This is a genomic window from Escherichia sp. E10V10, from assembly GCF_004211985.1.
Lineage (GTDB): Bacteria > Pseudomonadota > Gammaproteobacteria > Enterobacterales > Enterobacteriaceae > Escherichia.
Map to the genome: position 1 here is coordinate 107,131 of NZ_RHJO01000002.1, position 13,666 is coordinate 120,796.

A 13,666-nucleotide genomic window follows, 5' to 3' on the forward strand; every position below is an offset into this window, starting at 1 on the left:
TGCTCCACGCCAGCATTGGGAGATTACAGATTATTGAAGATGCGGTTTTCTTGTTCCAGTACGCGGATAAACGTGGTGCGTTTGGTCAGCTCTTTCAGGCGTGAAGCCCCAACGTAAGTGCAGGCTGAACGCAGACCGCCTAAAATATCACGCGCGGTATTTTCAACCGGACCGCGCAGAGGAAGCTTAACGGTTTTACCTTCTGCAGCGCGATATTCCGCAACGCCGCCAACGTGACGTTTCATCGCAGACTCGGAGCTCATACCGTAGAACAGCATAAATTTCTCGCCGTTCTCTTCAACAATACGGCCGCCGCTCTCTTCGTGACCCGCCAGCATTCCGCCAAGCATTACGAAATCGGCACCGCCACCAAAAGCTTTCGCGACATCGCCCGGTGTGGTACAGCCGCCATCGCTGACGATCATCCCGCCCAGACCGTGCGCGGCATCGGCGCATTCGATCACCGCAGAAAGCTGCGGATAACCGACGCCCGTTTTCACGCGAGTTGTACAAACAGAGCCAGGACCAATGCCAACTTTAACGATATCGGCACCGGAGAGGATAAGCTCCTCACACATTTCGCCAGTTACCACATTGCCTGCACAAATAGTTTTGGTCGGCCACGCTTCACGCGCCTTCGCAACAAACTGCACGAAGTGTTCGGAATAACCATTCGCCACGTCAATACAAACAAAGTTTAATGCCGGGTTCAGGTCGAGAATTTGTTTAGTTTTTTCGAAATCGGCATCCGACGTACCGGTAGAAACCATCACATGTTTCAGCACATCAGCAGAAGAATTGTTGATAAACGCTTGCCACTCTTCAACAGAGTAATGTTTATGTACAGCGGTCAAAATATCGAAAGAAGCCAGTGCCGTAGCCATACTAAAAGTGCCTACGGTGTCCATATTTGCGGCGATAATCGGCACGCCGGACCAGCTTTGACCTGAATGTTTGAAGGTGAATTGACGTTCCAGTTCAACATCGGAACGGCTTTTAAGAGTAGAGCGTTTAGGGCGGATGAGGACGTCTTTAAAACCTAACTTCAGATCTTCTTCGATACGCATGTGCAGATTCCTGGGGTTAATGGCTATAAGGGTAAGAGCGCAACTCCAGTGACGCTATCATACGCACTAATCGATATGGCGCAAGACTGCGAAATTGTCTTTTTTTACGCTACAATCCCATAAATTTACCTGGTAAATAGTGGGCGAACGTTTCATCAATTTCGCTTTCGCGCGCTCTTTATTAACATTTTGATAATCATGATGAATTCCCAGGAATATAGATTATGAGGTATACAGTTGCCTTAACAGGCGGCATTGGCAGTGGCAAGAGTACCGTTGCAAATGCATTTGCTGACCTCGGAATTAATGTCATTGATGCCGATATTATTGCGCGTCAGGTGGTTGAACCGGGTACACCTGCACTGCGTGCCATTGCTGAACACTTTGGCGCGGATATGATTGCTGCTGATGGAACATTGCAACGTCGCGCCTTGCGCGAGCGGATCTTTGCCTATCCGGAAGAGAAAAACTGGCTTAATGCCCTGCTGCATCCTCTGATTCAGCAGGAGACGCAACGCCAGATCCAGCAAGCAACTTCACCTTATGTGTTATGGGTTGTGCCATTGCTGGTAGAAAACTCACTGTATAAAAAAGCGAATCGAGTGCTGGTGGTGGATGTCAGCCCAGAAACGCAGCTTAAGCGCACCATGCAGCGCGATGATGTTACTCGCGAGCATGTCGAACAAATTCTTGCTGCCCAGGCTACGCGCGAAGCCCGTCTTGCGGTGGCAGATGACGTCATTGATAATAACGGCACACCGGATGCTATTGCATCAGATGTTGCCCACTTGCACGCACACTATTTGCAGCTCGCGTCGCAGTTTGTCTCACAGGAAAAAACTTAATGCAGACCCAGGTCCTTTTTGAACATCCACTAAATGAAAAAATGCGTACATGGCTGCGCATTGAGTTTTTAATTCAACAACTCACCGTAAATTTGCCTATTGCTGACTACGCTGGTGCTCTGCATTTCTTCCGTAATGTTAGTGAATTGCTGGATGTGTTCGAGCGTGGAGAAGTTCGTACCGAACTACTGAAAGAGCTGGAACGTCAACAGCGTAAACTCCAGACCTGGATTGGTGTGCCTGGCGTGGACCAGACCCGTATTGAAGCATTAATTCAGCAGTTGAAGGCCGCAGGTAGCGTGCTGATTTCCGCGCCGCGTATCGGGCAATTTCTGCGTGAAGACAGGATGATTGCCCTGGTGCGCCAGCGTCTGAGCATTCCCGGTGGTTGTTGCAGCTTTGATTTACCTACGTTGCATATCTGGTTGCATTTACCCCAGTCGCAGCGCGACAGTCAGGTAGAAACCTGGATTGCCAGCCTGAGCCCGCTGACACAGGCACTTACAATGGTGTTGGATTTGATTCGTCAGTCGGCACCGTTCCGCAAACTGACCAGTCTGAACGGTTTTTATCAGGATAACGGCGAAGACGCCGATTTGTTACGGCTGAATCTGGCACTCGATTCACAGCTTTATCCGCAAATATCCGGTCATAAGAGCCGTTTTGCCATTCGCTTTATGCCGCTGGACAGTGAAAATGGACAAGTACCGGAACGTCTGGATTTCGAACTGGCTTGTTGCTAAGGAGTAAAAATGTCAGAAACTATTACGGTGAATTGTCCCACCTGCGGGAAAACGGTGGTGTGGGGTGAAGTCAGCCCATTTCGGCCATTTTGTTCCAAACGCTGCCAGTTGATCGACCTCGGAGAATGGGCTGCGGAAGAAAAACGAATCCCCAGCAGTGGCGATCTTTCTGAGAGCGATGACTGGAGCGAAGAGCCAAAGCCGTGACATTTGTCTAATGCCGCACGTAGGCCTGATAAGACGCGCCAGCGTCGCATCAGGCATCGTGTGTAAATGTCGGATGCGGTATAAACGCCTTATCCGACCTCCAGACACTTAAGCTTCGCAATTACCGGTTCATTGGCTGGCGGAAAATCTTCTGCATTGAGGCTGGCCAGCGCCATCCACTCACCGGGCTGTCCCTCTTTCCCCCACGGTTCCCCTTCCCAGCTTTCGACCAACCAGAACCACAGTGTGATATGCCTGTCAGAGAACTGATATTCCAGCTTTTCAAACAGCGAAAAACGTTGCGGGGTAACCCCGACTTCTTCCTGAAGCTCCCGTACCATCGCTTGTTCTGCCGTTTCTCCCGTTTCTATTTTACCGCCCGGAAACTCCAGCTTATTTGCCATGTGCGCATCTGCGGCGCGACGGGTTATAAAGATTTCGTTGTTTTCGTTGCGAATAATACCTACCGCGATTTGCAGTTTTTTCATTGTCTTAAGCCTATAAAAAAGGCGCAGAATCCTGCGCCTTTTATTTCAACACTTAGCTTTTATTGCAGGCGACCATGGCACTGCTTGTATTTTTTACCAGAACCGCATGGGCAAGGATCGTTACGTCCAACTTTACGATCGCCGGTTTGCGCTGCCAGCGCAGCCGCAGCTGCAGAGTCGTCATCCTGATGGCTAAGCTGCTGCATTTGCGCTAAACGCTCAGCTTCCATACGACGCTGCTGCTCCAGTTCTTCAACTTCTTCCGGCATGCGTACTTGTACTTTGCTTAACGTGCTGATGACTTCATATTTCAACGATTCAAGCATCGCCGCAAACATGGAGAACGATTCACGTTTGTACTCCTGCTTCGGATCTTTCTGTGCATAGCCACGCAGGTGGATACCCTGACGCAGATAATCCATCGCCGCCAGGTGCTCTTTCCACAGGGAGTCCAGCGTTTGCAGCATCACCCCTTTCTCGAAGTGACGCATCATCTCAGCGCCAACCACTTCTTCTTTACGGTGATACACTTCGATGGACTGCTCCAGGATACGCTCACGCAGCGTCTCTTCATGCAATTCTGGCTCTTTGTCCAGCCACTCGGCAATCGGCAAATCAAGGTCGAAGTCGTTTTTCAGACGTTCTTGCAAACCTGGAATGTCCCACATTTCTTCCAGTGACTGTGGCGGAATGTAGGCATCGATGGTTGCTTTGAACACATCTTCACGAATGCTGTTGATGGTTTCGCTCACATCGCTGACATCCAGCAGTTCGTTACGCTGGGAGTAAATGGCACGACGCTGATCGTTAGCTACGTCATCGTATTCCAGCAGCTGTTTACGAATGTCGAAGTTACGGCTTTCAACTTTACGCTGAGCATTGGCAATTGCTTTAGTTACCCACGGATGCTCAATGGCTTCGCCGGGTTTCATACCCAGTTTACGCATCATGCCTGATACGCGGTCAGAGGCAAAAATACGCATCAGCGCATCTTCCATCGACAGGTAGAAACGGGAAGAACCGGCATCACCCTGACGACCAGAACGGCCACGCAGCTGGTTATCGATACGACGAGATTCGTGACGCTCAGTGCCGATGATATGCAGGCCACCTGCTTCCAGTACCGCGTCGTGACGCACCTGCCAGTCGGCTTTAATTTTTTCAATTTGCTCTGCGGTCGGGTTTTCCAGCGCGGCAACTTCTGCCTGCCAGCTACCACCAAGCACGATGTCAGTACCACGACCCGCCATGTTGGTCGCGATGGTCACTGCAGCCGGATAGCCCGCCTGAGCAACGATTGCCGCTTCGTTGGCGTGGAATTTAGCGTTCAGAACGTTATGTTTGATACCGGCTTTGGTCAGCTCGTTTGATACCAGTTCCGATTTCTCGATTGAAATAGTACCCACCAGCACTGGCTGGTCTTTCGCAGTACGTTCTTTGATATCTTCAATGATCGCCTGAATTTTTTCCGCTTCGGTCATGTAGACCAGATCCGGCAGATCTTTACGAATCATCGGGCGGTTGGTCGGAACGACTACAGTATCCAGCTTGTAGATGGAACTGAATTCGAAGGCTTCGGTATCAGCCGTACCGGTCATCCCCGCCAGTTTTTCATACAGACGGAAGTAGTTCTGGAAGGTGATCGAAGCCAGTGTCTGGTTTTCGTTCTGGATCTGTACACCTTCTTTCGCTTCCACAGCCTGGTGCAGACCATCAGACCAGCGACGGCCCTGCATGGTACGACCGGTATGTTCGTCAACGATGATAACTTCACCATCTTTAACGATGTAATCGACATCGCGAGTAAACAGCGCGTGAGCACGCAGCGCCGCCGTTACGTGGTGCATCAGCATAATATTGGCCGGAGAGTACAGCGACTCACCTTCATCCATAATGCCTTCTTTCACCAGCAGCTCTTCAATAAGCACCAGACCACGTTCGGTCAGGTTCACCTGGCGAGATTTTTCATCCACCGAGAAGTGGCCTTCACCCTGGAAGGTTTCGGAGTCTTCTTTTTCCTGACGGATCAGGTACGGAATGATTTTGTTTACGCGCTTATACATTTCCGAACTGTCTTCCGCCGGGCCGGAAATGATCAGCGGTGTACGCGCTTCATCGATCAGGATGGAGTCCACTTCGTCCACCAGCGCATAGTGCAGTTTACGCTGTACACGTTCTTCAGGGCTGAACGCCATGTTGTCGCGCAGGTAGTCAAAGCCGTATTCGTTGTTAGTACCGTAAGTAATGTCAGCCGCGTAAGCTTCACGCTTTGCCGGTGCAGGCATGCCCGGCAGGTTGATGCCGACGGTCAAGCCGAGGAATTCAAACAGCGGACGGTTGTTTTCTGCGTCACGTTGCGCCAGATAATCGTTGACGGTAACAACGTGCACGCCTTTACCGGTTAATGCGTTCAGGTAAGCAGGCAGCGTTGCGGTCAGGGTTTTACCTTCACCTGTACGCATTTCCGCGATGCAACGTTCATTAAGAACCATACCGCCGAGCAGCTGTACGTCGAAGTGGCGCATGCCAAAAACACGCTTACTGGCTTCACGCACGACAGCGAAGGCTTCCGGAATCAAGTTTTCCAGCACTTCGCCTTTTTCCAGACGCGCGCGGAACTCTGCCGTTTTTCCTTTCAGTTCTTCGTCGGAGAGTTTTTCAATCTCCGGTTCCATGGCATTGATAATGTTGACGACTTTGCGCATCCGGCGCAGGGTACGATCGTTACGACTACCGAAAACTTTAGTTAATAATTTGATTAGCATAATAAAATCTCAAACACCCCGCATTGCGGAGTAAATAAAATGAAGTAAAGGTTTTTCGTTGTTAGCTGAGGCGTTGAGGGCCAGCACGGATGCCCTGCGCCTGGCTTATCCAGACGGGCGTGCTGAAGTTTGCTTGAGGGGTAAAATGCGCATAATCAATGCGATAACCATTTTCAGACCGCGTGCCTTCCTGGGTCAGCAGCGCGCTGAGCGTATCCAGTAAAGCAAGATGTTGCGCCTGAAGCGGTAAAGATTCCTCGGCAACGGGCAGCGTTTGCGGCGCCATTGCAAAGGAGAGATGGCGTATTACCGTGCGAATAGCATGTTGATGCCAGTAATCAACGGAATAGTTCGAGTTTGGGCGGCGCGTGTTTGCTTCCAGCAAGGCCAACTGACTAAAGTTAACTTTGGCTGAAGGCTCGTGATTGCGCGTTGTCGCTTTTGCGGGCGCGTTTGGCTCGGCGGCGTTGCTGAGCGCAGGCAAACCTAAACTCGCCGCGACCATCCCTAATAAGAGATGCGGCCAGAAGTAGCGTCTACCTAACTGTCGCCAGCGCGTCAGTATTCCACTCACGTTATTGCCATCCCGATCGTATTCAACGTTTTTAGCGCACAAATCTTATCATTAAAGCCAGAAGTCCACAGCAGTATTCAAGATAAGTAACACGTAAAAGTGCTTAAGAAAACAGCGTTCGCACCGATTTCTTACGACGCTGTAAAAACTCAAAAAAAAACGACTGGGTCACCTGGCCGGAGAGAGTGCCAGATTTGCCAGTCGAATTTTATACGACAGTATAGATGTCGTTATGCCAGTACGGCTGAAGGCGCTTTGAAGGCCAACGGCAGTTCTGCGTCGTCCTGGAAGGTCACATATTCCCAGGCTTCCTGTTTCGCCAGGACAGCCTGCAACAGTTTGTTATTCAGTGCATGACCGGATTTATAAGCGGTAAATGCGCCGATAATGTTGTGACCACACATGAACAAATCACCGATCGCGTCGAGCATTTTGTGACGCACAAACTCGTCTTCAAAACGCAGGCCGTCTTCGTTCAGTACGCGATAATCGTCAACAACGATGGCACAATCGAAGCTGCCGCCCAGGCACAGGCCACGGGACTGCAGATATTCGATATCACGCATGAAACCAAACGTACGCGCACGGCTGATCTGGCGCATAAACGCATCAGCAGAGAAGTTCATCGCATAGCGTTGATTGCTGGAATCGATTGCCGGATGGTTGAAATCGATGGTGAAGTCCAGCGAAAAACCATTGTACGGCTTAAATTCAGCCCACTTATCGCCATCTTCGACGCGAACAGTCTCTTTGATGCGAACAAATTTCTTGGCGCAGTTCAGCTCGTCGATACCAGCATCAAGCAGCAGGTAAACAAACGGAGCGGCACTGCCGTCCATGATTGGGATTTCCGGCGCGTTAACTTCGATAACAATGTTATCGATGCCTAAGCCCGCGAGCGCTGCGTTCAGGTGCTCAACAGTTGAAATCCGTACATCATGCTCGTTGACCAGACACGTACAGAGCATGGTATCACGCACAGATTTGGCATCGGCCGGGAAATCTACCGGTGGATTCAAGTCGGTGCGACGATAGATGACCCCGGTGTTGGCCGGCGCAGGGCGTAAGGTCAGGGTGACTTTCTTGCCGGTATGTAAACCGACACCCGTCGCCTGAACGATACGTTTAAGTGTCCTTTGTTTGATCATCGTATTATCTCGCCAAATTATCTATCCAACCGAAGTGTACTATACATTCGGCAGGCCAGTTTAGCACAAAGAGCCTCGCAACCCAAATTCCAGCTAATTCTTAGTCAGCTTGCTTACGCAGGAATGCCGGGATATCCAGATAATCCGGCTCTTTCACGGTTTGTGGCGTATTGTCGTTCACCACTTTAGCCACGGGCTTCTGCTCTTGCGTCAGCGGCGCCATACCATGCTGCTGGTAGCGATCCATCACTGGCTGTTGAACTTGCTTATTGGTCACGAGCGTGATTTCAGGACGTTTGTCCATACCGATACCTGTAGCAACCACGGTTACACGCAGTTCATCGTTCATATCCGGGTCAAGAGAAGTACCGATAACCACGGTCGCGTTGTCCGAAGCAAATGCACGGATGGTGTTACCTACGGTTTCGAATTCATCCAGACGCAGGTCGAAGCCCGCAGTGATGTTAACCAGCACACCGCGCGCGCCAGACAGGTCGATATCTTCCAGCAGCGGAGAAGAGATAGCCATTTCGGCCGCTTCTTCCGCACGATCTTCACCGCTCGCCACGCCAGAACCCATCATTGCGTAGCCCATTTCAGACATCACAGTACGTACGTCTGCAAAGTCCACGTTCATCAGACCCGGACGAGTAATCAGCTCGGCGATACCCTGAACCGCGCCTTTCAGCACATCGTTAGCTGCGCCAAACGCGTCCAGCAGGGAGATACCGCGGCCCAGAACTTTCAGCAGTTTGTCGTTCGGGATTGTGATCAGTGAGTCCACATGTTTGGATAATTCAGTGATCCCCTGCTCCGCAAATGCCATACGCTTCTTGCCTTCAAAGTTGAAAGGCTTGGTCACGACAGCAACGGTCAGAATACCTAAATCTTTAGCCACTTCAGCAACAACCGGCGCTGCACCTGTACCGGTACCACCGCCCATGCCCGCTGCAATAAAGACCATGTCTGCCCCTTCCAGCGCCGCACGCAGTGCATCACGATCCTCATCAGCCGCATTACGGCCAACTTCTGGATTAGCGCCAGCTCCCAGTCCTTTGGTGATACCACTACCGATCTGAATCGTCTGCCCAACCGCTGTTTTACGCAGCGCCTGTGCATCGGTATTTACCGCGAAAAATTCAACACCTTCAATGCGCTCACGCACCATGTGTTCAACAGCATTACCGCCGCCGCCGCCGACGCCGATGACTTTAATCACCGCGTCGTTGGTAAGTTCCATTGGTTCAAACATAGTTTCTCTCCGATATGTGCCTGTCGCCTGAGGCCGTAATCACCGCCGGCCTCATAAAAATTAAAATTCTTTTCGCAGCCAACTATTGAGTCGCTTGATCCACGAGCCAACAGATGCTGTAACACGTTTTTCAATTTCCGCTTCACCGTTAAGATGTGACTCTTTCCCGTAATGAAGCAATCCCACTGCCGTTGAATAATACGGCTCCTGAGCGTAATCCGTTAAACCGGTGATATTCAGCGGCGCGCCGATACGCACCTGCGTATGAAACACGCGTTGAGCGCAGGCAGCAAGACCTTCGATCTGCGCCGCGCCACCGGTTAATACGATACCCGCAGCCAGGTGATGCTTTACGCCTTGTTGGCGAAGCTTTTCCTGCAGCTGCAATATCTCTTCGTTGACCAGGTTGAGCAGCTCGGTATAGCGCGGCTCAATCACCTCCGCCAGCGTCTGACGTTGCAGACTACGCGGCGGACGACCACCTACACTCGGCACTTCCACGCTCTCGTCTTTACCGACGATGGAACCCAGCGCGCAGCCATGACGAACTTTAATCGCTTCGGCGTCGCTTGGCGGTGTGCCAAAGGCATAAGCGATATCACTGGTCACGACATTGCCAGCATAAGGAATTACCTTGGTGTGACGCAATGCCCCGCCAGTATAAACGGCGATATCCATTGTACCACCACCGATATCGACGACGCAGACGCCCAGTTCACGTTCGTCTTCCGTCAATACCGAATAACTTGATGCCAGTCCGGCAAATATCAGTTGGTCAACTTTCAGGCCACAACGTTCAACGGCTTTCACAATGTTTTTTGCCATATCGTTGTGACATGTGATCAGGTGCACTTTTGCCTGCATACGCACGCCAGAAAGTCCTACCGGATTTTTGATCCCTTCCTGATAGTCAATCGCATACTCTTGCGGGATCACATGCAGCACACGATGTTCATCACGCACGCGCACCGATTTCGCGGTATGGACGACATTTTCTACATCTTCTTGTGTCACTTCTTCTTCAGAAATAGGCACCATACCAATTTCATTCTGGCAGCTGATGTGCTTACCAGAAAGCGCCAGATATACCGAAGAGATCTGACAATCTGCCATCAATTCTGCCTGGTCAATGGCGCGCTGTACGCACTTGACCACGGATTCGAGGTCGTTCACCCCGCCTTTATCCATACCACGTGACGGGCAGCTGCCCACACCAATGATATTGACCATACCGTCGGGCAGAACTTCCCCTACTAAAGCGGCAACCTTCGCGGTACCAATCTCCAGTCCTACTACCAGTTTTCTGTCCGTCGCCTTGATCATTGTTGTTCTGCCTGTGCCTGATTTTGTTGCTGAGTAGATTCCTCTGGTGGCAAGGGCGCCCAGCCGACTGCCGCACCAGAGTCATAACGCAAATCAACGTAGCTAATCCGTTTGCCATCGGTTTGCGCCTGCTGCTGTAAAACCGGATAAAGTTCTACAAAGCGAGCCAAACGTTTCATCGTATCGCCCCGGCCAAGATTGAGCTTAATATCGTTATTCAGCGTCAACTGCCAGGAACGCCGCGCGGTCATCGCCGCTTCCTTCAGAGTAAATCTGTCCTTTGCCAGCATCTGCCCCATTTCGCGATAACCCTGCAACACTTCATTTGCGCTGCCTTCCGGACCATACAACATTGGGAGCACCTGCTTGCTGGTGCGATCTGGCGGAACGCTGAAGGTGTTTCCTTCGGCGTCAACCATATGCTGATCATTCCAACGCGCAATCGGCACATATTCAACCAGATGAATCTTCAATTCATCAGGCCACTGCTTTCTGACGCTCACCTGCTTAATCCACGGCAGGCGTTGTTCAATTTGCGTCTGGATGATGTTTACATCCTGGGTCATAAAGGTACCTGGCTCACCCAATGCCAGGATCGACTGCCGGATATCGTCATTACGCGTGTAATGGCGTTCACCGGTCAACACCAGCTTTGAGAGCGGCAGGCGTTGCGCATCTTCCATCCAGCCCAACACGACCCAGCCGCTCACCAACACTGTCGTTAAAACGGTCAGCAGGAAAAGGATCCCCGCCAGACGCGTTCCATTATTGCGGTGAGAAGAAATCTCTTCTTCACTGTTTCGCGTGTTCAGAGCAGCCTGCGACATATTAGTCCGCCAGTTCCAGAATTCGTACTACCAACTGCGAGAAGCTCATACCCGCCTGACGTGCCGCCATCGGCACCAGACTGTGACTGGTCATACCCGGTGAGGTATTAGCTTCCAGCAGATAAAACTGTCCATCGCTGTCCAGCATGACGTCTATACGCCCCCATCCTTTGCATCCTAAAGTCGTCCATGCTTTCAGCACTAATGCCTGCAAATTTGCCTCTTGAGCCACTTCTAAACCTGCCGGGCAGAAATACTGTGTCTCATCAGAGAGATACTTCGCCTCATAATCATAGAAGGTTCCAGCGGGTTGAATACGTATTGACGGTAAAATTTCTTCACCGAGTATCGCAACCGTGAACTCCGGCCCACTTAGCCATTTTTCAATCAAAACTTCTTCATCGTGCTGAAATGCCAATCTTAATGCATCTTGCAGAGCATTTTCTGCTACTACTTTTGACATTCCCACACTGGAACCTTCGCGGCTCGGCTTGACGATAAGCGGCAAACCTAAGGCAGAAATTTCTGCTAACTGCTTATCACTAATGCCTTTTTCAAACTCTGCGCGGGTTAATGCTACCCACGGCGCTACCGGTAAACCAGCGCCCTGCCAAAGCAGTTTGCTGCGTAGTTTATCCATTGAAAGCGCAGATGCCATCACTCCACTGCCGGTATAAGGCAAGCCCATCAGCTCGAGCATACCCTGCAGCGTGCCATCTTCACCACCGCGACCGTGCAGAGCGATAAACACTTTCTGAAAGCCCATCGACTTCAGTTGCGTTACGTCGATTTCTTTTGGGTCGACAGGATACGCGTCAATACCGCCTTCACGCAGCCCAGCTAACACTGCCGCGCCAGAATTCAGAGAAACTTCCCGCTCTGCGGAGGTCCCGCCCAACAGGACCGCGATTTTATCAGTCATGTTGCTCTTCCTCCGTAGTTTGCGGCTTCAGTTTGATTTCAGCTAAAGATCGGGCAATTTTTCCGATATTTCCTGCCCCCTGAACGAGGATCAGGTCGTTACCAGTTAATACTGGTGCTAACATCTCGGCCACCTGCGCCGGGTCCGGCACCAGAATCGGATCAATTTTCCCACGGCCACGGATTGTACGACACAACGAACGACTGTCCGCTCCCGGAATAGGCGCTTCGCCTGCCGGATACACTTCCAGCATCAGCAGGGTATCCACCTGAGTCAGCACATTGGCAAAATCATCATACAGGTCGCGCGTGCGGGTGAAACGGTGCGGCTGAAACAGCATCACCAGGTTTTTATCCGGCCAACCTGCACGCGCCGCTTTAATAGTCGCGTCCACTTCGGTCGGGTGGTGACCATAGTCATCAACCAGCATTGCCGTACCGCTTTTACCATTCACGGGTTCCAATGGAAATTCACCAAGGAAATCAAAGCGGCGTCCGGTCCCCTGGAAACTCTCCAGCGCACGCAAAATAGCCTCGTCTTCAATCCCCTCTTCCGTGGCGACCGCAACGGCAGCGGCAGCATTCAGGGCATTGTGACGACCTGGCGCATTCAGTGTAACGCGCATTGGCTCTTTGTCCTGACGCAGCAGCGTAAAGTGTCCCTGCGGGCCAATCTGCTGATAATCTTCCACACGCACGTCAGCATCTTCGCTGAAGCCATAAGTGGTGGTCTGACGGCCTACACGCGGTAACAATTCGCGAATTACCGGATCGTCAACACACATCACCGCACGACCGTAAAACGGCAGGTTGTGCAGAAAATTAATAAAGGTCTGTTTTAAATTCTCAAAGTCGCCCTGGTAGGTATCCATATGGTCGGCTTCGATATTAGTGACAATCGCTACCATCGGTTGCAGATGCAGGAACGACGCATCGCTTTCATCCGCTTCAGCAATCAGGTAACGACCGTGCCCTAAACGTGCATGAACTCCCGCCGCTTTTACCAGCCCACCGTTCACGAAGGTCGGGTCGAGGCCCGCTTCTGCGTAGATGCTGGAAACCATCGCGGTGGTTGTGGTTTTGCCATGCGTCCCGGCAATGGCGATGCCATGACGAAAACGCATTAACTCAGCCAGCATTTCAGCACGACGAATAACCGGAATACGTGCCTCATGAGCGGCAACAATTTCCGGGTTATCGGCGGAAATCGCGCTGGAAACTACGACCACACTGGCATCACGCACGTTTTCCGGGCGATGGTTGAAGTAAATCGTCGCTCCCAGATTCGTTAACTGTTGCGTGACTGGGTTTGGCGCTAAATCGGAACCACTGATCTGATACCCTTCATTGGCCAGAACTTCGGCAATACCGCCCATACCGGCACCACCGATGCCGACAAAGTGTATGTGCCGAACGCGACGCATTTCAGGCACGATGTAACGCAGTTTTGCCAATTGTTGTGTATTCATTCTTTACGCCATTAACTTCTCAAATTCATACGATGCA

13 protein-coding genes are annotated in these 13,666 nt (G+C 51.3%); 3 read left to right on the forward strand and 10 right to left on the reverse strand.

All coding sequences use genetic code 11. The annotated features are described in order from the left end of the window. Window positions 1-23: 23 nt before the first annotated feature. Window positions 24-1,067 (reverse strand): GMP reductase, encoded by a 1,044-nt coding sequence (gene guaC, locus D9736_RS04990; protein ID WP_130204936.1) that lies wholly within the window; start codon window positions 1,065-1,067, stop codon window positions 24-26. A 224-nt stretch (window positions 1,068-1,291) separates the two neighbouring features. Between guaC and coaE the strand changes: the two genes are divergently transcribed. The 3 genes from coaE to yacG are packed head-to-tail and all read left to right on the forward strand — an operon-like array spanning window position 1,292 to window position 2,862. Continuing rightward, window positions 1,292-1,912 (forward strand): dephospho-CoA kinase, encoded by a 621-nt coding sequence (coaE, locus tag D9736_RS04995; protein WP_130217396.1) that lies wholly within the window; start codon window positions 1,292-1,294, stop codon window positions 1,910-1,912. Beyond that, entirely contained in the window at window positions 1,912-2,655 is a 744-nt protein-coding gene (zapD, locus tag D9736_RS05000) for a cell division protein ZapD (RefSeq protein ID WP_130217398.1), read from the forward strand. The genes coaE and zapD overlap by 1 nt, the downstream gene beginning before the upstream one ends. A gap of 9 nt (window positions 2,656-2,664) precedes the next feature. Further along, the gene (yacG, locus tag D9736_RS05005; RefSeq protein WP_130257847.1) at window positions 2,665-2,862 is read left to right on the forward strand and encodes a DNA gyrase inhibitor YacG; all 198 of its coding nucleotides are present in this window, start codon (window positions 2,665-2,667) and stop codon (window positions 2,860-2,862) included. A gap of 89 nt (window positions 2,863-2,951) precedes the next feature. Here yacG and mutT read toward each other — a convergent pair whose 3' ends face one another. The 9 genes from mutT to murC form a co-directional block, all read right to left on the reverse strand. Further along, on the reverse strand, window positions 2,952-3,350 hold the full coding sequence (gene mutT, locus D9736_RS05010) for an 8-oxo-dGTP diphosphatase MutT (RefSeq protein WP_130217400.1): 399 nt from the start codon (window positions 3,348-3,350) through the stop codon (window positions 2,952-2,954). A gap of 59 nt (window positions 3,351-3,409) precedes the next feature. Continuing rightward, window positions 3,410-6,115 (reverse strand): preprotein translocase subunit SecA, encoded by a 2,706-nt coding sequence (gene secA, locus D9736_RS05015; RefSeq protein WP_130257848.1) that lies wholly within the window; start codon window positions 6,113-6,115, stop codon window positions 3,410-3,412. 61 nt (window positions 6,116-6,176) lie between these two features. After that, a complete protein-coding gene (gene secM, locus D9736_RS05020) occupies window positions 6,177-6,689 on the reverse strand; it encodes a secA translation cis-regulator SecM (RefSeq protein WP_130204926.1) in 513 nt (170 codons plus the stop codon). 230 nt (window positions 6,690-6,919) lie between these two features. After that, a complete protein-coding gene (lpxC, locus tag D9736_RS05025) occupies window positions 6,920-7,837 on the reverse strand; it encodes a UDP-3-O-acyl-N-acetylglucosamine deacetylase (RefSeq protein ID WP_000595482.1) in 918 nt (305 codons plus the stop codon). 100 nt (window positions 7,838-7,937) lie between these two features. Then, window positions 7,938-9,089: a cell division protein FtsZ gene (gene ftsZ / locus D9736_RS05030; RefSeq protein ID WP_064525175.1), complete on the reverse strand. Its 1,152-nt coding sequence runs from the start codon at window positions 9,087-9,089 to the stop codon at window positions 7,938-7,940. A gap of 60 nt (window positions 9,090-9,149) precedes the next feature. Further along, complete coding sequence (ftsA, locus tag D9736_RS05035; RefSeq protein ID WP_095157740.1) at window positions 9,150-10,412, reverse strand: cell division protein FtsA; 1,263 nt, start codon at window positions 10,410-10,412, stop codon at window positions 9,150-9,152. After that, a complete protein-coding gene (gene ftsQ, locus D9736_RS05040) occupies window positions 10,409-11,239 on the reverse strand; it encodes a cell division protein FtsQ (protein WP_000075731.1) in 831 nt (276 codons plus the stop codon). Before ftsQ ends, ftsA begins: the two co-directional genes overlap by 4 nt. Window position 11,240: 1 nt before the next feature. Further along, a complete protein-coding gene (gene ddlB, locus D9736_RS05045) occupies window positions 11,241-12,161 on the reverse strand; it encodes a D-alanine--D-alanine ligase (RefSeq protein ID WP_130204924.1) in 921 nt (306 codons plus the stop codon). After that, window positions 12,154-13,629 (reverse strand): UDP-N-acetylmuramate--L-alanine ligase, encoded by a 1,476-nt coding sequence (gene murC / locus D9736_RS05050; RefSeq protein ID WP_130217412.1) that lies wholly within the window; start codon window positions 13,627-13,629, stop codon window positions 12,154-12,156. Before murC ends, ddlB begins: the two co-directional genes overlap by 8 nt. Window positions 13,630-13,666: the final 37 nt, after the last annotated feature.

Bases quoted from the DNA above. Each gene is read 5' to 3' on its own strand.
- guaC (WP_130204936.1), bottom strand. From the start codon at position 1,067: ATGCGTATCGAAGAAGATCTGAAGTTAGGTTTTAAAGACGTCCTCATC.
- coaE (WP_130217396.1), top strand. From the start codon at position 1,292: ATGAGGTATACAGTTGCCTTAACAGGCGGCATTGGCAGTGGCAAGAGT.
- zapD (WP_130217398.1), top strand. From the start codon at position 1,912: ATGCAGACCCAGGTCCTTTTTGAACATCCACTAAATGAAAAAATGCGT.
- yacG (WP_130257847.1), top strand. From the start codon at position 2,665: ATGTCAGAAACTATTACGGTGAATTGTCCCACCTGCGGGAAAACGGTG.
- mutT (WP_130217400.1), bottom strand. From the start codon at position 3,350: ATGAAAAAACTGCAAATCGCGGTAGGTATTATTCGCAACGAAAACAAC.
- secA (WP_130257848.1), bottom strand. From the start codon at position 6,115: ATGCTAATCAAATTATTAACTAAAGTTTTCGGTAGTCGTAACGATCGT.
- lpxC (WP_000595482.1), bottom strand. From the start codon at position 7,837: ATGATCAAACAAAGGACACTTAAACGTATCGTTCAGGCGACGGGTGTC.
- ftsZ (WP_064525175.1), bottom strand. From the start codon at position 9,089: ATGTTTGAACCAATGGAACTTACCAACGACGCGGTGATTAAAGTCATC.
- ftsA (WP_095157740.1), bottom strand. From the start codon at position 10,412: ATGATCAAGGCGACGGACAGAAAACTGGTAGTAGGACTGGAGATTGGT.
- ftsQ (WP_000075731.1), bottom strand. From the start codon at position 11,239: ATGTCGCAGGCTGCTCTGAACACGCGAAACAGTGAAGAAGAGATTTCT.
- ddlB (WP_130204924.1), bottom strand. From the start codon at position 12,161: ATGACTGATAAAATCGCGGTCCTGTTGGGCGGGACCTCCGCAGAGCGG.
- murC (WP_130217412.1), bottom strand. From the start codon at position 13,629: ATGAATACACAACAATTGGCAAAACTGCGTTACATCGTGCCTGAAATG.